This is a genomic window from Streptosporangium sp. NPDC001681, assembly GCF_040298085.1.
Taxonomy (GTDB): Bacteria; Actinomycetota; Actinomycetes; order Streptosporangiales; family Streptosporangiaceae; genus Streptosporangium.
This window is the reverse complement of the sequence record NZ_JBEOZN010000009.1, coordinates 97,493-120,003: the sequence shown is the minus strand read 5'-3', so window position 1 is coordinate 120,003 and position 22,511 is coordinate 97,493. Positions and strand designations below refer to the sequence as shown.

The window sequence follows — 22,511 nt, the reverse complement described above, 5'->3', positions numbered from 1 at the left end:
GCTAGGCTTTCCCCGGCGACCCGGCCGGGAGACTAGGTGCCGTCCGCGTCCCGCGACGGAAGACGCCGGAGCCGCGCCTGGCGATGCTTCTCGGCATGAACGGTGTCGTTTTCGTCTTTCCCGGCCAGGGTGCCCAGTGGCGTGGCATGGGAAGTGCCCTGCTGGAGCAGGAACCGGTCTTCGCCGCGGCGATCCGGGAGTGCGAGCTCGCGCTCGAACCGTACACGGACCGATCCGTCACCGACGTGCTGGCGGGCAGGGCCGACGCCGACCGGATCGACGTGGTCCAGCCCGCTCTCTTCGCCCTCCAGATCGGGCTGGCCAGGCTCTGGGCGGCCAACGGCGTCGTACCCGCCGCGGTGGTCGGGCACAGCCTGGGCGAGCTCGCCGCCGCCCACGTGGCGGGCGCCCTGACCCTGGCGGAGGCGGCCAGGGTCGTCGGCGTCCGCAGCCGGCTCTACCGCAGGCTCAGCGGGGCGGGCGCGATGGCGCTGGTCGGCCTCGGCTGGGAGGAGACCGCCGCCCTGGTCGCCGAGCAGAACGGCCGCCGTAGGGCCGCACCCGAGGTCCCCGGCGTTCCCGGCGACGGTGGAACCGGCGCCGGCCGGATCTGCCTGGCCGCCGCCAACGCGCCCGGTTCGACGGTGGTGGCGGGCGACCACGACGCGGTCCACGCGCTCGTCGAGCAGCTCCGCTGGGAGGACGTCTTCTGCCGCCTGGTCGGCGCCGACGTCGCCGGCCACAGCCACCACGTCGACCCCCTCCTGCCGGAGCTGCGTGAGGAACTGGCCGCCCTGGTGCCGAACCGCGCGGGGATCCCGCTCTGGTCGACCGTCACCGGCCGCCCCGGCGCGGTGCTCGACGCCGACTACTGGTGCCGCAACCTGCGCGAGCCCGTCCTGTTCTGGCCGGTGATCCGGCAACTCCTGGACGCGGGCTACGACACGTTCGTCGAGCTCAGCCCGCACCCCACCCTGCTGTCCGGGCTGCGCGACATCGACGCCCGGCTGCTGGCGTCCGTGCACAAGGAGGACGGCGCCGCCTTCGCGGGCTCGCTCGCCCGCCTGCGTGAGGTGGAGCTCACCGCGGACGGCCCTCTGGGCGACCACCGGGTCGAGGGCCGGCCGGTCTTCCCCGGCGCCGGATACCTGGCGGCCGCCCTGGAACACTCCGGTGCGCTGGCCGGGGTGGAGTTCCACGCCCCGCTGCTCCTGGACGCGCCGCGCCGCCTGGTCACCCGGCTCGACGGTGACGCGATCGACCTCACCGTCGAGGGACGGACCCACGCCTCGGCCTCCCGCGCGACCCCGCAGACCGTGGCGCACCTGGAGCTGTCGCCGCTCAGGTCCAGGTGCGCCACCCGGATCGGAGCGGAGGAGCTGTATTCGGGCTTCACCGCAAGGGGCATGCGGTACGGCCCGGCCTTCCAGCGGATCGAGGAGGTCTTCACCGCCCCCGGAGAGTCCCTCGCCCGCCTGCGCGCCGTCTCCCCCCTCTCGCGGGCCCGCGACGGCGAACCCGCCGCCGACCCCTGGCCGTACCGCCTCGACGTGGCGCTGCTGGACGCCTGCCTGCAGGCGGCGGCGCCCGTCCTCGCCGAAGGCGACGACCTCTACCTGCCCCGGGCGGTGGCCCGGGTGTCGGTGCTCGGCGAGGTCGGCGCGGCCCGCTGGGCGCACGCCAGGGTCGCGTCCGCGACGGGCACCGGCGACGGGGCCGGCAGTGGGGCCGGCAGTGGGGCCGGCGCGCACCCGGAGGTGGACGCCGCTCCGTATGAGAACGCCGGAACGGGTGACGGGGCGGAGGTGACGCTCGACATCGACGCCTGCGACGAGGACGGCCGGGTGGTACTGGCACTGCGCGGGGTGCGGCTGCACGGGATCGCGCGCGGCGCCGGGGCCGGCGGCTGGACGTACAGCACGCGCTGGGTGCCGGTGGAGACGGGCGCGGACGAGCCGTTCGACGGCGTGGTCCACCGGGTCGAACCGGGACGGCCCGCCGAGGAGGCACTGCGGTCGCTGCTGGAACTGACCCGGGAGCTGATCGCCCAGCCGGAGCCGGACCGGCTGTGGGTGGTGACCAGGAACGCCCAGCCGGTCGAGCCGGGCGACCCGGTGGACCCCGACGCCGCCGCCGTGTGGGGGATGGCGCGCACGATCAGGCACGAACACCCCGAGCTGCGCTGCACCCTGATCGATCTGGACGGCGAGCACGAGCCGTCCTGCTGGACCCCGGCCGACCTGGGCACGGGAGGCGGATCGTCCTCCCGGACCCCGGGCGACGCCGGCGCCGAGCGGCCCACCTGGAGGCTCGCGGGTGAGAACGAGGTCGCGTTGCGAGGTGGCAGGCCGTTCGCGCCGCGCCTCACCCCGCGACCGGCCGGGCCGCGTGGCCCGCACCGGCTCGTCCAGCGCGCCCGGCAGGACCTGGCCACCCTCTGCCTGGCCGAGGACGTTCCCCGGGAGCCGGGGGCGGGAGAGGTACGGATCCGGGTACACGCCGCCGGGCTCAACTTCAACGACGTGCTGCGCGGGATCGGCATGCTGGGCGAGCAGCCGGAGCCACTCGGCTACGGCCTGGAGTGCGCGGGGGAGGTGACCGCCGTCGGCGGCGGCGTCACGGGCCTGGCCGTAGGCAGCCGGGTGGTGGCCCTGGTCGCCGAGATCGGCGCGATGGCCTCGCACGTCACCGTGGACGCCCGGCTGGCCGTGCCCATCCCCGGCGATCTGGACTTCACCTCGGCGGCGACGCTCCCCGCGGCGTACGTCACCGTGCTCTACGGCATGGAGCGGCTGGCCCGGCTGGAGGCGGGGGAGCGGGTGCTGATCCACGCCGCGGCCGGGGGCGTCGGCCAGGCGGCGGTGCGGCTGGCCCGGCGGGCGGGCGCGGAGGTCCTCGCCACCGCGGGCTCGCCCGGCAAGCGGGCCTGGCTCAGGGAACAGGGCGTCCGGCACGTCTTCGACTCGCGCTCGCTGGACTTCGCCGACCAGGTCCTGGAGGTCACCGGCGGCGCCGGGGTCGACATGGTGGTCAACTGCCTGGCCGGACAGGCCGTCGACGAGGGGCTGCGGATCCTGGCGCCCTTCGGCCGGTTCGTCGAACTCGGCAAGCGCGACATCGCGGAGAACCGGCCGCTGCCGCTCGCCCCCTTCGCCAAGAGCCTGTCCTTTCACGCGGTGGAGGCGTTCTCGCTGGCCGGACGGCGCCCGGCACTGGCCGGCGCGATGCTGCGCGAGGTGGTGGACGCGGTCGCGGCGGACGATCTCGGCCCGCTGCCGGTGACGGCCTTCCCGGCGGTGGAGGCCGAGGCGGCGTTCCGGCACATGGCCTCGGCCAGGCACATCGGCAAGGTGGTGCTCACCTTCGACCGGCCCCGGCTGCGTGCCGACGGCACCTACCTGGTCACCGGCGGTCTGGGCGGTCTCGGCCTGGCCGCGGCCGAGGGGCTCGTACGGCAGGGAGCCAGGCATCTCGCCCTGCTGGGCAGGAGCGAGCCCGGGCAGGCCGAGCGGGAGCGGATCGCCGCGCTCCGCGAGGAGGGCGTGCGGGTCGTGGTGCTGGCCGCCGACGTCGCCGACGCGGGCGCGCTGGAGCGGGCGCTCGACGGGCTCCGCGCCCAGGCGCCGCCCATCCGCGGTGTCCTGCACGCCGCCGGGGTGCTGCGCGACCGCACGATCGCCGCCGTCGACCCCGACGAGGTAGCCGAGGTGCTGCGCCCCAAGGTGGCCGGCACCCGCAACCTGCACCGGCTGACCTGCGGCGACCCGGTGGAGCTGTTCGTGCTGTTCTCCTCGGCGGCCGGGCTGCTCGGCTCCGGCGGCCAGGCCGGTTACGCGGCGGCCAACGCCTTCCTGGACGGTTTCGCGCACTGGAGGAGAAACCGGGGCCTGCCCGCCACCAGCATCGACTGGGGCGTCTGGTCACAGATCGGGCTCGCCGCCCGGCCGGACCGGGCGGGCAGGCTGGCCGACCGGGGCATGGGCTCCATCGACACCGCGTCGGGCCTGCGGATCCTCGCCGAGCTGCTCGCCGAGCTGCCGGCCCAGGTGGCGGTCGTCCCGCTGGACGCGCCGGCCTGGTTCGCGAACAACCCCGGACACGAGCACTGGTCGATCTTCGCCGGGCTGGCGGCCGGCCACGCCGGGGCCGGCCGGCTGAGCATCACGACCCCCCAGGAGCTGGAGCGGGCGCTCGTCGAGTGGGTGGCGGGGGTGCTGCGCACCTCACCGGCCGCGATCGACCCGAAGGCGTCGCTGACCCGGCTGGGACTGGACTCGCTGATGGCCGTCGAGCTGCGCAACCTCCTGGAGGCCCGGCTCGGGGTGCGCCTGCCGGCCCCGGCCTTCCTCGACGGTCCCACCGTCACCGAGCTGGCCGGGCGGGTGAGCGCCCATCTGGACGACCGGCCGGCCGGCGAGACCGATACCCGTGACCCGATGGCGGCGCGGCTGGACGCCCTGTCCGACGCCCAGGTGGACGCCCTGCTGGACGAGCTTCTCAACGACCACATCGGAGGTATGGCATGACATTTCATGATTCGGTGCTGGCGTCGCTGCTGAGCACCGCCGACGAGCACGGTGAGCGCCCGGCGCTGACCTTCCTGGGCAGGGACGAGCGCACCCGGTGGACCTTCGCCGAGCTGGCCCTGCGTGCCCGCCAGGTCGCCACCCGCCTCACCGAGGCCGGCGCGTGCGGCGAGCGCGTGCTCCTGGTCTGCCCCTCCTCCGCCGAGTACGCGCCCGTCTTCTACGGCTGCATGCTGGCCGGGGCCCTGCCCGTACCCGTCTACCTGCCCTCCCTCGCGCACTTCAGATCCGCCTGGTCGAAGATCGCCTCCATCGCCCGCGACTCCGGCGCCGCCTACGCGATCGCCCCCGAGCCGCTCCCCGACGCGGACGCACTGGCGACCCTGCCCGGCTTCCGCGGCTGGCTGCACTTCGCCGACCTGTTCCTCGGCGACGCCGCCGACCACTGGAGGCTGCCCGCACCCGGCGACCTGGCGTTCCTGCAGTACACCTCGGGATCGACCGGCGACCCCAAGGGCGTCATGGTCACCCACGGCGGCCTGACGCACAACGCCCGCGCGGTGGCCGCCGCCGTCGGGGCCACCCACGAGACGACCACGGTCTCCTGGCTGCCGCTCTACCACGACATGGGGATCATCGGGTCGCTGCTGTCGCCGCTGCTGTGGGGCGCGCACGTGGTGAAGATGTCGCCGCAGACGTTCGCCGCCCGGCCGTTCGCCTGGCTGCGGGCCATCTCCGAGTACGGCGGGCAGCTCTGTTACGCGCCCAACTTCGCCTACGAGCTGTGCGCCCGCAAGGTCACCGACGCCGAGATCGCCACCCTGGACCTGAGCGGCTGGCGGGTGGCGATCAACGGTGCCGAGCCGCTCAGGCGGGACACCCTGCGCCGCTTCGCCGAGCGGTTCGCCCCCGCCGGATTCGACGCCGCGAGCCTGCACGGCGGGTACGGCATGGCCGAGGCCACCCTGGTCGTCTCCACCGGACCGCTGTCGGTCGCCGACCCCGGCGTACGGGTGGGGGAGCGCCACTACGTGCGCTGCGGCACCCCGCTGGACGACACGGTCGTGGCGATCGCCGACCCCGACACCGGGCTGGCGCGGGAGCCCGGCGAGGTGGGCGAGGTATGGGTGTCGGGACCCTCGGTGGCGGCCGGCTACTGGCAGCGCCCCGACGCCACCGCCGAGACCTTCCACGCCCGGCTGCCGGGACGCCAGGAGAACTTCCTGCGTACCGGAGACCTCGGCGTGCTGGACGACGGCGGCGTGGTGATCGTCGGCCGGCACAAGGACCTGATCGTGCTCAACGGGGTCAACCACTATCCCCAGGACGTCGAGTACACCGTCGAGCGGGTCAGCCCCGCCGTGCGGGGCGGCTGCGGCGCCGCCTTCGCCGTCGAGCCCACCGGCGACGTGCCGCAGGCCGAGGCCGCGGTGGTGGTCGCCGAGGTCACGGCCGCGACCGCGGGGGATCTCGGCGAGCTGATCACCGAGATCCGCCTCGCGGTGGCCAGGGAGCACGACGTGCTGCTCGACGGGGTGTTCCTGGTCGAACCGCGCAGCGTTCCCAAGACCACCAGTGGAAAGATCCGGCGCCGCGAGTGCCGCGCCATGCTGGCGGAGGGCCGCTTCACCGTGCTGGCCGGATGGACCTCGCCCGCCCTCGCGGACGCCGATCCGGTGGCGGCCGGGCGATGAACGTCCTGGACCTGCTGACCTCCCTGGTCGCCGAACGCGCCGGCCTGGCCGAGGTCGACGCCGACCGGCTGTTCATCGACTACGGCATCGGCTCGGCCGACGCGGTCGCCCTCGCCGCCGAACTGGAGACCCGGCTGGGCACCCCGCTGCCGAACACGGTCTTCTACGACCACCCCACCCCACGCGCCCTGGCCGGACATCTGGCGGGAGCCGTGGCACAACCGGATCGCAGGACCCCCGGCCACGACACCTCCCGCGTCCTGGGCGGGCATGAGGCCCCCGCGGGTTCCGCCGAACCGGTGGCGATCGTCGGCATCGGCTGCCGCCTGCCGGGGGCCGACGGCCCCGGACGGCTCTGGCGGCTGTTGGCGGACGGCGTCGACGCGGTCGGCAGGGTGCCGGGCGAGCGGGCCGCGCACCACCCGGGCTGGCGCGAGCCAGGGGTGGGCGAGGGCGGGTTCCTGCCGGACGTGGAGGGCTTCGACCCGGCGTTCTTCACGGTCAACGCCCGCGAGGCGGAGGCGATGGACCCGCAGCAGCGGCTGCTGCTGGAGGTCGCGCACGAGTCCCTGCAGGACGCCGGGCTCCGCCTCGCCGATCTGGCCGGGAGCCAGACGGGCGTGTTCGCGGGCATCAGCAGCGGGGACTTCCTGGTCAGCAGCTTCAGCCCGGGACTCGCCGCGGCCGAGCCCGGCCTCTACACCCCGACCGGTGTGGCGCACAGCGTGGCCGCCAACCGCATCTCCTACGTCTTCGACCTGCACGGCCCCTCGATGTCCGTCGACACCGCCTGCTCGTCGTCGCTGGTCGCCGTCCACCAGGCGGTGACCGCACTACGGACGGGGCAGTGCGACATCGCCCTCGCCGGCGGGGTCAACGCCATCCTCTCGCCGGAAATCGGCCTGTGCTTCCGTACGGCGGGCGTGCTGGCCCCCGACGGCCGGTGCAAGTCCTTCGGCGCCGGGGCCGACGGCATGGGCCGCTCCGAGGGCGCCGTCATGGTGACGCTCCGGCGCCTGGGCGACGCGCTCGCCGCAGGGGACCGGATCTACGCCCTCATCCTCGGTGGCGCGGTCAACAGCGACGGGCGTACCAACGGTCTGATGTCGCCGAGCGCCCCCGCGCAGGTACGGCTGCTGCGCGCGGCATGCCGAGCCGCGGGGGTCGACCCCGGTGACGTCGGCTACGTCGAGGCGCACGGCTCGGGCACCCGGCTGGGCGACCTGATGGAGCTGCGCGCCCTGTCGGAGGTGCTGGGCACGGCGCCGCGCCGCGCCGCGCTGCGGATCGGCTCGGTCAAGAGCAACCTGGGGCACCTGGAGGCGGCGGCCGGTGCGGCCGGCCTGGCCAAGCTGGCCCTCGCGCTCTTCCACGGCACGCTGCCCGCCAGCCTGCACGCCACCGAGCTCGCCGAGGACTTCGACTGGTCCGGCGGCGGCCTGCGCGTGCAGCGGAGCCTGGAACCCTGGACCGGCCGCCTGGCCGGCGTCAGCTCCTTCGGTTTCGGCGGCACCAACGCCCATCTGATCCTCCAGGCACCGCCCGAGCGGCGGCGCACACCCGTCACGCGTGGAGGCGTTCCCGCCCGGCGGCAGGCCTGGGAGGACTGCGAGGGGGGACCGCCCGCCGAGACGTGGTCGTATCCACCGGCAGCGGTTTCGCGCACCCGCCACTACCTGCCGCTCTCGGCGCACACGCACGCCGGGCTGCGGGAGCTGGTCGTGCGCTGGCGGACCGCGCTGGACGATCCGGAACTGGACCTGGCGGCGGCCTGCCACACGGCCGGGGAACGGCGCGACCACCACGCCTACCGGGTCGGGGTGACCGGTGCCGACGCCGCCGAGCTGAGCCGGGAGCTCGACAGGGCACTGACCGACCTGGCCGCCGCGACACCCGGCGGCGCGGCACCCGGCGGCCTGGCCCTGGTCTTCGCCGACGAGCCGGGCGCCGGGACGGCCGCCGCGCACGCCGGCCTCGCCGCCGAACTGCGCCGGGCGGGCGTCCGTCCCGACCTGGTGATCGGCCACGGCGCGGGGGAGGTCGCCGCCGCCCGCCACCGCGGCGTGCTGTCGCCCACCGCCGCGGACGCCGTCGCCGGGCACCGCGCCAGGCTGCTGGCCAGGTCGGCGCCGGTGCACGCGCTACGGGTGCGGCTGGCGCGCAGGCTGGCGGAGGCGCTGTGCGCGCGGATCGGTCCCGCGCTCGCGGTGGCCACCGTGGAGGACGCGCAGACCTGTGTCATCGTCGGTCCCCGGGCCGCGCTGGCCACCCTGGCCGCCACCCTCAGCGCGGGAGACGTGCTCTGCGGCGACCTCGGCCCCGCCACCGCCGACCACAGCGCGCTGGCCGCGCCACTCGCCGCCGAGCTGGAACTCGCCCTGCGGGGCCTGCCCGTCAACACCGGTGAGACGGTGGCGCTGTCGACGCTCACCGGCGGGCCGGTCGACGGCCGCGCGCAGGGCGCCCGGCACTGGGCGCGCCACCTGGCCACCCCGAGCCTGCTCGGCGACGCGCTCGCCCTCGCACTGGACCGGGGAGTACGCACCTTCGTGGAGATCGGTGCCGCCGAACTCGGCCCCCGGCTGCGCGGCGCCCCGGGGGGCAGGCAGGCTCGCGTGGTGCGCCACGCCACCGCGAGCGACCTGCCCGGCGTGCTGATCCGCCTCTACGAGCTCGGCCACGACCTCGACTGGGCCGTGCTCAACCCACCGGGGGCCGTGGCGTCCATCCCATTGCTGCCCTGGTCCCGCGAACGGCCCGCGCACCTGCCCGCGTCCGGCCACGCCGGCACCGTCCCGCAGGAGGTGGTCGCGTGAACACCGTCCTGCACGAGGTGGCCCGGCAGGTGAGACAGGCGCCCGGCGCGGTCGCCGCCCTCGACCCGGCCTCCGAGCTCAGCTACGGGCGACTGGCCGCCCGTGCCAACGCGGTGGCCGACGTCCTGCGGGAGAGAGGGGCACGCCCCGGTGACGTGGTCGGTGTCGCGCTGCCCCGCTCGGCCGACTACGTGGCGGTGATCCTGGGCATCTGGCAGGCCGGCGCGGTCTTCCTGCCCCTCGATCCGGCCCTGCCGCCCGAGCGGCTGCGCTTCCAGCAGCGCCAGGCGGGCATGAGCCTGCTCCTCGACTCCGTACCGTGCGCCGAGGGCGTCGAGGGCGCCGAGGGCACGGCCGAGTTGCGGACCGGTGACGCCGAGCCGGAGCGGTGCGCGTACGTGATGTTCACCTCCGGTTCCACCGGGCGGCCCAAGGCGGTGCTGGTCTCGCACGCCTCGCTGCACAACTGCGTGCGCGCCGTCGCCGAACTGCTCGGCCCCGGCCCCGACGACCGGTACGCCGCCAACCAGACCTTCTCCTTCGACATCGCGCTGCTGGAGATGTTCGTCCCGCTCAGTCACGGCGGGGCGACCCTGGTGACCTCCGAGGCGCTCCAGGCCGCCCCGGAACGGCTGGTGGGCTGGCTGGAGAGGCACCGCGCCACCGTCGTGCACGCCACCCCCACCGCCTGGCGCTTTCTGCTGCCGTACCTGACGCCGGGGCGCGAGGAACTGCAGGCCGTCTGCGGCGGCGAGGTGCTGACCGCCCGGCTGGCCGCCGAGCTGGCCGGGCGCGCCGGGCGCGTCTGGAACTTCTACGGCCCCACCGAGGTCACCGTGTGGTGCACCGCCGGGCTCGTCACCGCCCAAGAGCCGGACCCGCTACCGGTGGGCAGGCCGCTGGCCGGTTACCACGTCGTCCTGCTCGACGACGCCGGTGAACGGGTACCGGACGGCGAGCAGGGCGAGATCCACGTCGGCGGGCTCGGCGTGGCCCTCGGTTACGGCGGCGCCCCCGAGCTGACCGCCGAACGCTTCGTCGACCACCCCGAGCACGGCAGGCTCTACCGGACCGGCGACCTGGGCCGGCTGCGCCCCGACGGCCGGCTCTGGTTCACCGGGCGCCGTGACCGGCAGGTCCAGCTGCGCGGTTACCGGATCGAGCTGGGCGAGATCGAGTGCGTGGCCCAGGAGCACCCGCTGGTCGAGCTGGCCGCCGCGCACGTCGTGGACGAGGGTCTGCTGCTGTTCGCCCAGGGAGACGTCACCCCCCGGGCGCTGCGCAAGCACCTGGCCGCCCACCTGCCCGCCTACATGATCCCGTCCAGGATCGAGGTGCGCGGCGCCTTCCCGCTGACTCCCACCAAGAAGATCGACCGCGTCGCCCTGCTGGCGTCGGCGAACCGTTAGGAGAAGTCGTGGCCGGATTGCACGAGCTGGTCGAAGCCCAGGTGGAGCGGACCCCCCGCGCCGTGGCCGTCATCGATGCCGACGGCCACACCCTGACCTACCGCGAGCTGGACCGGCGCGCCAACCAGCTCGCCCACCACCTGCGCGAGCTGGGAGTGGTCGCCGACACCCCCGTGGCGGTGTGCGTGCACCGGGGACTGGACCTGGTCATCGCGCTGTGCGGCATCCTCAAAGCGGGCGGAGCCTACCTGCCGATCGACCCCGACGCGCCGCCCGCCCGGGCGCGGCTGATGGTCGCCGAGGGCGCGGCGCCGGTGTCGGTGGGCGAGCAGGCACTCGCCCACCTGCTGCCCGGCGACCTCACCCGCGTCGTGCTGCTCGACCGCGACAGCGCGCTGATCGACCGCCACCCGACGACCCCCGCCGGCTCCGGGGTACGCCCGGGCAACCTGGTCTCCCTCTACTACACCTCCGGCTCGACGGGCACTCCCAAGGGGGTCGCCAGCACGCACGGGGGCTGGGTCAACCGGATGCGGTGGATGCAGGCCGAGCACCGCCTCGAACCGGGCGAGGCCGTGCTGCACAAGACCACGCTCAGCTTCGACGACTCGGCGGTGGAGGTGTTCTGGCCGCTGTCGACCGGCGGGGTGGTGGCGATCCTGCCGCCGGGCGAGCACCGGGACCCGGTTGCGCTGCTGGAGGCCACCTCGCGCTTCGGCGCCGCCGTCGTGCAGTTCGTGCCCAGCATGCTCGCGCTGTTCCTGGCGGCGCATCGCCGCGCCGGGCTGCCGCCGCTGCCGCACCTGCGCCACGTGATCTCCAGCGGGGAGGCGCTGACCGCACCCCTGGCGCTCGCCTTCCACGAGCAGATCGGCGTGTACGGCTGCGGGCTGCACAACCAGTGGGGCGCCACCGAGGTGTCGATCGACTCCACCCTCTACACCTACGACCCGCACGACCCGCACGCGGGCCCGGTCGTCTCCATCGGGACGCCCTTCACCGGCAACCTCGTGCGCCTGCTGGACGAGGCGGGAGACCCCGTACCCGACGGCGAGGTGGGCGAGCTGTTCATCGGCGGGATCGGCCTGGCACGCGGCTACCACCGCAGGCCCGCGCTGACCGCCGAGCGCTTCGTCCCCGACCCGTACGGCCCGCCGGGCTCGCGGCTGTACCGCACCGGCGACCTGGGGCGCCGCCGCCCCGACGGCGCCCTGGACTTCCTCGGCCGCACCGACCACCAGGTCAAGATCCGCGGGGTACGGGTCGAACTGGGCGAGATCGAGGCCACCCTGGACGCCCATCCCGGGGTCGAGCGCTCCGCCGTCACGGTCGCCGGGGAACGCCTGCTCGGCTACGTGGTGGCCTCCGGTGCCGCCCCCGACCCGGCGGAGCTGCGGGCCCATCTGGTCGACCGGCTCCCGCCCTACCTCATTCCCGCGCAGCTCGCGGTGATCGACCGGATGCCGCTGACCAGCAGCGGGAAGGTGGACCGGGCCGCGCTACCGGAGATCGCCCCGCCCGCCGAGCGGGCCGCCGGGCGGCCCCCGGTCACCGCCGTGCAGCAGGCGCTGGCCACCATCTGGGCCGACGTCCTGGACCTGGACACGGTCTGCCTGGACGACAACTTCTTCGAGCTGGGCGGCAACTCCCTGCTCGCCACCCAGGTCATGTTCCGCATCCAGGACGACCTGCGCATCGACTTCCCGCTCTACCTGCTCTTCTCCGCCGAGTCGCTGGAGGAGCTCGCCGAGGAGGTGGCCGAGACCCGCGCCGAGCAGCTTCCGCCGCTGCCGAGGGTGTCCCGCGAGGGGACACTGCCGCTCTCCTACGGCCAGGAACGCCTCTGGTTCCTGCACCGGCTGGCGCCCGGCTCGACCGCGTACAACGTGCCGACCGCCTGCCGCCTGCACGGCCACCTCGATGTGGCGGCGTTCCGCCAGGCGTTCGACGAACTGGTCGCCCGGCACGAGATCCTGCGGACCCGGTACGTGGAGAGCCCCGAAGGCATCCCCGAGGTGCGCGTCGACGCTCACGGACCCCGGCTGAGGTTCGGCGTCGCGCCCGGCGAGACCCGCATCGCCCGCGAGAGCGCCGCCTCCGACGCCCTGCAGGCCGACTGGGAAACCCCCTTCGACCTCGCCGCCGCCGCGCCGGTGCGGGCCAGGCTGACCAGGTTGGACGCCTACGAGCACGTGTTCTCCCTGGTCGTCCACCACGTCGGCTACGACGCCGCCTCCGAGCAGGTGCTCTGGCAGGAGCTGGCCACCCTGTACGAGGCCGCGCTGGCCGGGCGGCCCGCCGTGCTCCCCGAGCCGGCCGCGCAGTACGTGGACTACGCCGCCTGGCAGCGTGAGCACGCCGCGGGTGGCGAGCAGCTCGACTACTGGCGCGCCCAGCTGGCCGGGATCACCCCGGCCGAGCTGCCCATCGACCGGCCGCGCCCGCCCGTGCAGACCTACGCGGGCGCCAGGGTCTCCTTCATGATCGAAGAACGGGTCACCGAGGAGCTGCGCCGGCTCGGCCGCGAGGCGGGTACGACGCTCTTCGCCGCCCTGCTCGGAGCCTTCCAGGCCACGCTCTTTCAGGCGTGCGGCGGCGCCGACGTCGCGGTGGGCTCCCCGGTACCCGGCCGTACCCGGCCGGAGACCGAGCAGATGATCGGTTTCTTCGTCAACACGCTGGTGCTGCGCACCCCCTGCGGCGGCGACCCGACCTTCGTCGAACTGCTCGGCCGCGTCCGCGAGGTGGTCCACGGCGCCTACGCCCACCAGGACGTCCCGCTGGAGCGGCTGGTCCAGGCGCTGCGCCCGCCGCGCGCGCCCGGCCGCTCCCCCTTCTTCGACGTCATCTTCAACGGCGTCCCGCTCAGCGCGCTCACCGGCGCCGAGGGCGTACGCCTGCCACAGCTGACGGTGACCCCCATCGACCTGGCGACCCGTACCACGGTCGCCGACCTCGTCTGCTCGGTCGCGGAGACCCCGGACTCGATCATCGGCGAGGTCGCCTACAACACCGGCCTGTTCGACGAATCCACCGTCGAGAGTCTGGTGGATGCATGGCTGCATCTGCTGGGAGCGGCAGTGCGCGACCCGCACGCGCCGCTCTCGGCACTGTCACCAGCCTCCCATGTGTGAACGGAATCCCGAGATGCTGCGCACGATGTTCAAATCCAAGATCCACCGAGCGACGGTCACCCACGCGAACCTGCACTACGTCGGCTCGGTGACGATCGACGAGAACCTGATGGACGCCGCCGACCTGCTGGACGGCGAGCAGGTGGCGATCGTCGACATCACCAACGGCGCCCGCCTGGAGACGTACGTCATCGCCGGGGAGCGCGGCAGCGGGGTGATCGGCATCAACGGAGCCGCCGCCCACCTGGTCGCGCCCGGGGACATGGTGATCCTGATCTCCTACGGCCAGTACTCGGGCGAAGAGCTGCCGGGCTACCGGCCCCGGGTCGTCCATGTGGACGGGGCCAACCGGATCGTCGACGTCGACCACGACCCCGCCCGCCCGGTGCCGGGGGCAGAAGACCAGCTCGCACCCGCGGGTGCGGCGAGGAGGACACGATGAGCGCGCCCACGCACACCCCCGTCCACCAGGCGCTGGCCGACGACTGGACGCTGCTGCTCGGCCTGGACGGTGTCGGTTTCGACGACGACTTCTTCGAGGCCGGGGGCCACTCGCTGGTCGCCATCCAGCTCGTCGCCAGGATCCGGGCACGGCACGGCGTCGAGGTGCCGGTCGCGGACGTGTTCACCCACCCGACGGTGGGCGAGCTGGCGCAGGTCGTCATCGGCCTGCTGGAAGACGGAGCGTCACCCCTCCCACCGCACTCGCCGCTGGAGGTGGAAGGTGCCGGTCGTAGCGCCTGAGACATCCTCGTCCGGAGCTTCCCCCGCCGGGACGCCCCGGTCCGAAGGGCCGCCGGCCGAGGCGCCCCCGGCCGTGACCTCTCCCGCCGGGACGCCGCTGTCGTACGCCCAGGAGCGGATGTGGCTCGGCCACCAGCTGGACCCCGCGGGGACGGAGTACAACGTCTGCCTGGCGCTGCGCCTGCGCGGCCCGCTGGACGTCCCGGCGCTCGCCGGGGCGCTCGGCGACGTCGTCGCCCGCCACCAGGCGCTGCGCACCGTCTACCCGAACGTCGAAGGACGGCCGGTGGCCTCGGTGCTGCCACCGGCGCCGGTCGAGCTGCCGGTACACCCCGTGGCCTCGGAGGAGGAGGCCCGCAGGACGGCCGTCGCCGAGGCGCGGCGGCCGTTCGACCTGGCCGCCGGGCCGGTGCTGCGCGTCCAGCTCGCCCGGCTGGCCGCCGACGACCACGTCCTGGTGCTCGCCGTGCACCACATCGCCTTCGACGAGTGGTCCATGGGCGTCTTCCTCGGCGAGCTCGACGCCCTCTACCGGGCACACCTCGCCGGGCTGCCCGACCCGCTGCCCCCGCTGCCCGCCGGGTACGACGAGGTGGTGGCCGCCGAACGGGCCGTGGATCTGGCGCCCGCCCTGGCGCACTGGCGCGGCGCCCTGGCCGGCCTGCCCGCGCTCGACCTGCCCACCGACCGCGTCCCCGCCACGAAGACCGCCGCCGAGCCCGCCACGGAGGGGGCGACGCTGACCTTCACCGTGCCGGCCGCCACCGCCGCCGTGCTCGGCACCGTCGCCCGGCGCTGCCGGGCCACCCCGTACATGGCCGGGCTCGCCGCGTTCGCCGCGCTGCTGTCGCGCCACTGCGGCCAGGACGACATCGCGCTCGGCAGCACCGTCGCCAACCGCGCCGCGCCGCACTCCGAGCACCTCGTCGGCGCCTTCTTCAACACCGTCGTGATGCGCGCCGACCTGTCGGGCGACCCGAGCTTCACCGAGTTGCTCCGCCGGGTCCGCGCCTACTGCCTGGACGCCCTCACCCACCAGCACCTGCCGTACCCGATGCTCGCCCAGGGCCGCGCCCCGCTCTTCCGCGTCCTGTACGAGCTGCACGCCGGCCTGCCGGGGAGCACGGCCCTCGGCGACCTGGCCGTGGAGCCGTTCGAGTTCCCCGACACCGCGGCCAAGTACGACCTCGCGCTGTCCCTGATGCCGGCAGGCGGCCACCTGCTGGGGCACCTGACCTACCGCGTCGACCTGTTCGAGCCCGGCACCGCCCGGCGGCTCGCCGAGTCCTTCGTCCACCTGCTCGCTCAGGTCGCCGCCGCACCCGACGTACCGCTCAGCGCCCTGGAGATCCTCCCGCCCGCCGAGCGCGAGACGCTGCTCGCGGCCTGCCGGGGGCCGGAACCACTGGGTTCGCCGGACGGTTGTGTGCACCAGCTCTTCGAGCGGCAGGCCCGGCGTACCCCCCAGGCCGTCGCGCTGACCTTCGGCGGGACCCGGCTGAGCTACCGGGAGCTGAACGCCAGGGCCAACCGGATCGCGCACTGGCTGCGCGGCAGAGGCATGGGCCCGGAGAGCATCGTCGCCGTCCGCCTGCGACGCTCCGACTGGCTCGTCGCCGCCTTCCTCGGCATCTGGAAGGCCGGGGCCGCCTACCTGCCGCTCGACCCCCAACTGCCGTCCGCCCGGCTGGAGTACATGCTGGCCGACTCCGGTGCCCGGCTGGTGCTGGACGATGAGGCCGCCCTGGAAGCCGAGAGCGCCGGATATCCCTCCGGCGACCCGGACCCGACCGCCGCGTCCGGCAACCTGGCCTACCTCATCTACACCTCCGGCTCGACCGGGCGTCCCAAGGGCGTCATGGTCGGGCACCGGGGCCTGGTGAACTTCCTGCGCTGGTGCGTGTCGGCCTACGCCGTCGGCGGCGTGGGCGGGGCCCCGCTCTTCTCCTCGGTCGCCTACGACATGGTCGTGCCCAACATCTACACGCCGCTGGTGGTGGGCCAGTGCCTGCACATCGCCGCCGAGGACACCGCCCTCGACGAGTTGGGCACCGCGCTGTCGGCCCGGCCGTACGGGTTCGTCAAGCTCACCCCCGGACACCTGGAGGTCCTGGCCGGGCAGCTCTCCGCCGAGCAGGCCGCGGGACTGGCCGGGGTCCTGGTGGTGGGCGCCGACGCCTTCCCCAGCCGGGCGCTGGCGTTCTGGCAGGCGCTGGACCCGGCACCGGTGCTGCTCAACGAGTACGGCCCGACCGAGGCGTCCGTCGCCAACTGCGTGCACACCGTGACCGGCCCGATCGGCGGAGAGCTGGTCCCCATCGGCAGGCCCATCCCCGGCACCGCCATGTACGTGCTGGACGACGCCATGCGTCCGCTCCCGATGGGGGTGCCCGGCGAGTTGTACATCGGTGGCGAGTGCGTGGTGCGCGGCTACCACGGCAGGCCCGCGCTGACCGCCGAGCGCTTCCTGCCCGACCCCTTCGGCCCGCCGGGCTCGCGGCTCTATCGCACCGGGGACCTGGGCAGGCTCCGTGCCGACGGGGAGTTCGAGTTCCTCGGCAGGCTCGACGACCAGGTGAAGGTAAGGGGATTCCGTGTCGAGTTGGGAGAGGTCGAGGCCGCCCTGGACGAACTGCCGGGCGTCGACCAGTCGGTCGTCATCGCCGCACCCGTGCCCGACCCCCGAACCGAACCCGGAACCGTACCGGTACCCGAACCCCGGCCCGGATCCGGAACCGCGCCCGCACCCGGGCCCCGGCCCGGACCTGGAACCGTACCCGTCCCCGAGCCCCGGCCCGGATCCGAAGCCGCATCCGGATCCTCTGGACCCGCATCCGCGATCGGTTCCGGCTCCGGAGGAGGGCGAAGGCTCGTCGCCTACGTCGTCGGCACCGCCACGGCGGCCGAGATGCGCGCGGGCCTGGCCCGGAGCCTGCCCGAGTACATGGTGCCCTCGGTCTTCGTGCCGCTGCCCGCGATCCCGCTCAACCGCAACGGCAAGGTGGACCGATCCGCGCTGCCGGAGGTGAACGCCGCCACCGTGCGGGACGCGGAGGAGGAGCCCGCTCCGCGCCGGGCGCGTACCGCCGTCGAGGGGCAGATCGCCGACCTGATCGCCGGGCTGCTCGGGATCGGCTCCGACGACGTCGGCGCGGACGAGGACCTGTTCGCCAGGGGTATCGACTCCCTCGGCGCGGTACGGCTGATGGCGAGCGTGGAACAGCGCCTGGGCGTGAAGGTCAAGCTCCGCAGGTTCCTGGCCAACGCCACGGTCAGCGGCCTGGCCACCCTGGTGTCCGCGGCCGTCCCCGGTTCCGACCGTGGCTTCGGGCACGCCTCCGACGGGTCTTCGGGGCACGACCCGGCCCCCGGCGCCGGCAGCGGCCCCGATCCCGGCTCCTCCGGTCTCGGTCACGGCCAAAAGAACGGCCCCATCTCCGGCTTCGGCCCCGCCCGGGAGCCCGGCCACGGCGCCGACCTGGGGAGTGACGGTGTTCCGGCCGCCTCGCTCCCCGTGATCACCCCGCTGGCCGTCTCCTCGTCCGCCGGAGCCCCGCTGTACTGCTTCCATCCGCTCGGCGGCTCCGCGCGCTGCTACGCGGGGCTGGCGGCCAGGCTCGCCGCGCACCGGCCGGTCCACGCGCTGCAGGCGCTGGAGTCGGGGGTGAAAGCCGGTTCGCTACCGGACATGGCCGCCAGGTACGCCCGGGAACTGGCCGGTTCGGGACTGGACCTGGCGCGTCCGTACACGCTCGCCGGCTGGTCCGCGGGCGGTGTGCTGGCCTTCGAGACGGCCAGGCGGCTACAGGCGCTCGGCCACCACGTCGACCACGTGGTGCTGATCGACTCGGTGCTGCCCGAGGTGTTCGTGACCGACCTGCTGGGCGAGCTGGCCGAACTGGAGACGCTGATCGACCGGCTGGCCCCGCTGGGCGCCGCCGAGGCCCGGCAGGCCCTGCTCGACTCCAAGGTGGGCTTCTTCGCCGGACTGGGCATGACGTCCTCCCAGGTGGCCGCCTACCACGAGGCGTACGGGCCGGAGCTGCTGCGGCTCTGGCGCGACAGCCTGCGCGGCCTGGCCGGCTACCGGGCCGGCTGGTTCCACGGCCGCGTCACCCTCCTGACCAGCGAACTGCACCCGCCCAAGCTGCGGGCCGTCCAGGAGGCGGGCTGGCGCCAGACCGTCTCCGACCTGACCGTCCACGAGATCCCCGGAGAGCATCACGAACTTCTCCGCGCCCCGCACGTCGACCTGATCAGCCGTTTCCTCACCGGCTGAGGACGTCGGCAGAGGGTCGGCCTTGGCGTCCTCATTTGTTTTTAGGTACCCTCGATCTTCAGGTCGAGAGGCGCTGCAACGGGTTCAGGCCCGCCACGCTCGACCCCGATCCTCGACCAAGGGCGCCTCCCACAACGGGAGGTGGTCTGGTGAGCGATTCTCCGAGGCACGGCGACGAGCACGGGCGTGACAGCGGAGCGAGTCACGAGAACGGCGTGCCGAAAGCGGGCGGCCAGGCACTGCGGGAGCTGCTGGATCGGCGGATCGCGGTGCTCGACGGGGCCTGGGGCACGATGCTGCAGGGCGCCTCGCTCACCCCGGCCGACTATCGCGACGAGCGGTTCGCAGAGCACCCGCGTGACCTGACCGGTGACCCGGACCTGCTGAACCTGACCCGCCCCGACGTCATCCTGGACATCCACCGCCGGTACCTCGCGGCGGGCGCGGACATCACCACCACGAACACCTTCACCGCGACCGGCATCGGCCAGGCCGACTACGGGCTGGAGCCATGGGTGCGGGAGATGAACCTGCGGGGCGCCCAGCTGGCGCGCCAGGCCGCGGACGAGGCGGGCGGGCGTTTCGTGGCCGGCTCGATCGGCCCGCTGAACGTCACACTCTCGCTCTCCCCGCGCGTCGAGGACCCGGCCTACCGGGCGGTGACCTTCGACGAGGTCCGCGCCGCCTACGCCGAGCAGATCCAGGCACTGGCCGACGGCGGGGTCGACCTGCTGCTGATCGAGACGATCTTCGACACGCTCAACGCGAAGGCCGCGATCGCCGCCGCGCGCGAGGTCGCCCCGCACCTGCCGCTGTGGATCTCGGTGACGATCGTCGACCTGAGCGGGCGCACGCTGTCGGGGCAGACCGTCGAGGCGTTCTGGAGCGCGATCCGGCACGCCGAACCGCTCGTGGTCGGCGTGAACTGCGCGCTGGGCGCCAAGGAGGCGCGCCCGCACGTCGCCGAGCTGTCGCGCCTGGCGGACACCTACGTGGCCTGCCATCCCAATGCCGGCCTGCCCAACGCGTTCGGCGGCTACGACGAGACCCCGGAGGAGACGGCGGCGCTGCTCGACGAGTTCGCCAGGGCGGGCATGGTCAACATCGTCGGCGGGTGCTGTGGGACCTCGCCGGGGCACATCGAGCGGATCGCGGCCGCCGTGTCCGGCCTCCCGCCCCGCCAGATCCCGGCGCCGGAGGCCCGCACCCGGTTCAGCGGCCTGGAGCCCTTCGAGATCGGACCGGACACCGGATTCGTCATGATCGGGGAGCGCACCAACGTCACCGGCTCGGCGCGTTTCCGGCGCCTGATCGAGGCGGACGACCACCAGGGCGCCGTCGATGTCGCCCTGGAACAGGTGCGCGGCGGGGCCAACCTGCTCGACGTCAACATGGACGCCGACCTGCTCGACAGCGAGCGGGCGATGACCACCTTCCTGAACCTGATCGCGACCGAGCCGGAGGTCGCCCGCATCCCGGTCATGATCGACAGTTCGCGCTGGAGCGTGCTGGAGGCCGGGCTCAAGTGCGTGCAGGGCAAGGGCGTCGTCAACTCGATCAGCCTCAAGGAGGGCGAGGAGTCGTTCCTGGAGCAGGCGCGGATCATCCGGGGCTACGGGGCCGGCGTGGTGGTCATGGCCTTCGACGAGCAGGGACAGGCCGACACCGTCGAGCGCAAGGTGTCGATCTGCGCTCGCGCCTACGACCTGCTGACGCAGAAGGCCGGGTTCGCCGCCGAGGACATCGTGTTCGACCCCAACGTGCTCGCGGTCGCCACCGGCATCGCCGAGCACGACGGCTACGCGAAGGCGTTCATCGAGGCGCTGCCGCTGATCAAGCAGCGCTGCCCGGGGGTGCGGACCAGCGGCGGCATCTCCAACCTGTCGTTCTCCTTCCGAGGCAACGACGTCGTACGCGAGGCGATGCACTCGGCGTTCCTCTTCCACGCCGTGCGCGCCGGCCTCGACATGGGCATCGTCAACGCCGGGCAGCTCGCGGTCTACCAGGACATCCCCGCCGACCTGCTCGAACTCGTCGAGGATGTGATCTTCGACCGGCGTCCGGACGCCACCGACCGGCTCGTCGCCTTCGCCGAGACGGTGAGCGGGTCCGGCACACGTCGGGTCGTGGACCTGTCCTGGCGGGACGCGCCGGTGGAGGAGCGGCTGGCGTACGCCCTCGTGCACGGCATCGTCGACTTCATCGAGGCCGACACCGAGGAGGCCCGGCAGCTGAAGGCGAGCCCCCTGGAGGTGATCGAGGGGCCGCTCATGGACGGGATGAAGACCGTGGGCGACCTGTTCGGCGCGGGGAAGATGTTCCTGCCGCAGGTGGTCAAGAGCGCGCGGGTGATGAAGCGTTCGGTCGCCTACCTTGAGCCCTTCATGGAGGCCGAGAAGGAGCAGGCGCGGCTGGAGGGGCGCCTGGACAGCGGCCGAGGGCAGGGCAAGGTGGTGCTCGCCACCGTCAAGGGCGACGTGCACGACATCGGCAAGAACATCGTGGGCGTCGTGCTGGGCTGCAACAACTACCAGGTCATCGACCTCGGGGTGATGGTCCCGGCCTCGGTGATCCTGGACACCGCGGTCGCCGAGGGCGCCGACGTCGTCGGGCTCTCCGGGCTGATCACCCCGTCGCTGGACGAGATGGTCACCGTCGCCGAGGAGATGCGGCGCCGCGGACTGAAGCTGCCGCTGCTGGTCGGCGGCGCCACGACGTCGCGCCAGCACACCGCGGTCCGCATCGCCCCCGCCTACGACCACAGCACGGTCCACGTGCTCGACGCCTCCCGCGTCGTCGGCGTGGTCTCCGACCTGCTGGACACCGAGCGGGCCGGAGAGCTGGACGCGAGCAACCGCGCCGACCAGGAGCGCCTCCGTGAGCAGTACGCGGGCAAGCAGCGCACCCCCCTGCTGGCCATCGATCGGGCCCGGGCGAACCCCGAGCGGGTCCCGTTCGACGATCTGCCCGTCCCCGATTTCACCGGCGTCCGCGTCGTGGAGCCGGACCTGGCCGTTCTCCGGGAGATGATCGACTGGCAGTTCCTCTTCCTGGCCTGGGAGCTGAAGGGCAAGTACCCGGCGATCCTCGACCAGCCGGTGGCCCGTGAGCTCTTCGACGACGCGAACACCCTGCTCGATCAGATCATCGCCGAGGGCCACTTCCAGGCCCTGGGCGCCTACGGCTACTGGCCCGCCCACTCCGAGGGCGACGACATCGTGCTTGAGCACGGCCTCCGCCTGCCGATGCTGCGCCAGCAGACGGCCAAGCCCGAAGGCCGGCCCAACAGGTGTCTGGCGGACTACCTGGCCCCGGCCGGGGATCACCTCGGCGGGTTCGCCGTGGCGATCCACGGCGCGGAAACCCTCGCGGACGCCTACCAGGCCCAGAACGACGACTACCGGGCGATCATGGTGAAGGCCCTCGCCGACCGGCTGGCCGAGGCGTTCGCCGAGCACATCCACCTGCGGGCGCGGCGGGACTGGTTCGAGCCGGACGCCGACCCCCGCATTGAGGACCTGCACGCCGAGCGCTTCCGCGGCATCCGCCCCGCGCTCGGCTACCCCGCGAGCCCGGACCACAGCCAGAAGCGGGACCTGTTCGACCTGCTCGGCGCCGACCGGCTGGGCATGGGCCTGACCGAGTCCTTCGCGATGACGCCCGCGGCCAGCGTCAGCGGGCTGATCTTCGCCCACCCGTCGTCGCGGTACTTCACCGTGGGGCGCCTCGGCAGGGACCAGGTCGAGGACTACGCGCTGCGGCGCGGCCTGGACCTCGCGGAGGTCGAGCGCTGGCTGCGTCCTAATCTCGCCTACGACCCCGAGTGATCCGAACCGTCGGCCGGTGCCGTGGGTCGCTGACGGCCCGGCCGCCGGGATGTGGTTCATCCCGATGACCGGTGGCGGAGGT

The 22,511-nt window shown here is 73.9% G+C and carries 9 protein-coding genes and 1 riboswitch; all 9 genes read left to right on the top strand.

Going from position 1 to position 22,511, the window contains the following annotated elements:
• The first annotated feature begins 95 nt into the window (after positions 1-95).
• The gene (locus ABT130_RS06445) at positions 96-4,526 is read left to right on the top strand and encodes an SDR family NAD(P)-dependent oxidoreductase (RefSeq protein ID WP_350953399.1); all 4,431 of its coding nucleotides are present in this window, start codon (positions 96-98) and stop codon (positions 4,524-4,526) included.
• Positions 4,523-6,220 (top strand): fatty acyl-AMP ligase, encoded by a 1,698-nt coding sequence (locus ABT130_RS06440; protein WP_350953396.1) that lies wholly within the window; start codon positions 4,523-4,525, stop codon positions 6,218-6,220. The genes ABT130_RS06445 and ABT130_RS06440 overlap by 4 nt, the downstream gene beginning before the upstream one ends.
• The gene (locus tag ABT130_RS06435; protein ID WP_350953394.1) at positions 6,217-9,036 is read left to right on the top strand and encodes a beta-ketoacyl synthase N-terminal-like domain-containing protein; all 2,820 of its coding nucleotides are present in this window, start codon (positions 6,217-6,219) and stop codon (positions 9,034-9,036) included. Before ABT130_RS06440 ends, ABT130_RS06435 begins: the two co-directional genes overlap by 4 nt.
• The gene (locus ABT130_RS06430) at positions 9,033-10,445 is read left to right on the top strand and encodes an amino acid adenylation domain-containing protein (protein WP_350953393.1); all 1,413 of its coding nucleotides are present in this window, start codon (positions 9,033-9,035) and stop codon (positions 10,443-10,445) included. The genes ABT130_RS06435 and ABT130_RS06430 overlap by 4 nt, the downstream gene beginning before the upstream one ends.
• 8 nt (positions 10,446-10,453) lie before the next feature.
• Positions 10,454-13,579 carry a non-ribosomal peptide synthetase gene (locus ABT130_RS06425; protein ID WP_350953391.1) on the top strand — a complete coding sequence of 1,042 codons (3,126 nt, stop codon included), beginning with the start codon at positions 10,454-10,456 and terminating at the stop codon, positions 13,577-13,579.
• Between the two features lie 13 nt (positions 13,580-13,592).
• Positions 13,593-14,021, top strand: a complete 429-nt coding sequence (panD, locus tag ABT130_RS06420) for an aspartate 1-decarboxylase (RefSeq protein WP_350925222.1) — start codon at positions 13,593-13,595, stop codon at positions 14,019-14,021.
• The gene (locus ABT130_RS06415) at positions 14,018-14,323 is read left to right on the top strand and encodes a phosphopantetheine-binding protein (RefSeq protein ID WP_350925224.1); all 306 of its coding nucleotides are present in this window, start codon (positions 14,018-14,020) and stop codon (positions 14,321-14,323) included. The genes panD and ABT130_RS06415 overlap by 4 nt, the downstream gene beginning before the upstream one ends.
• A 73-nt stretch (positions 14,324-14,396) precedes the next feature.
• On the top strand, positions 14,397-18,602 hold the full coding sequence (locus ABT130_RS06410) for a non-ribosomal peptide synthetase (RefSeq protein ID WP_350953389.1): 4,206 nt from the start codon (positions 14,397-14,399) through the stop codon (positions 18,600-18,602).
• A gap of 59 nt (positions 18,603-18,661) precedes the next feature.
• Positions 18,662-18,737, top strand: a riboswitch (S-adenosyl-L-homocysteine riboswitch).
• 14 nt (positions 18,738-18,751) lie between these two features.
• On the top strand, positions 18,752-22,429 hold the full coding sequence (gene metH / locus ABT130_RS06405; RefSeq protein WP_451935158.1) for a methionine synthase: 3,678 nt from the start codon (positions 18,752-18,754) through the stop codon (positions 22,427-22,429).
• Positions 22,430-22,511: the final 82 nt, after the last annotated feature.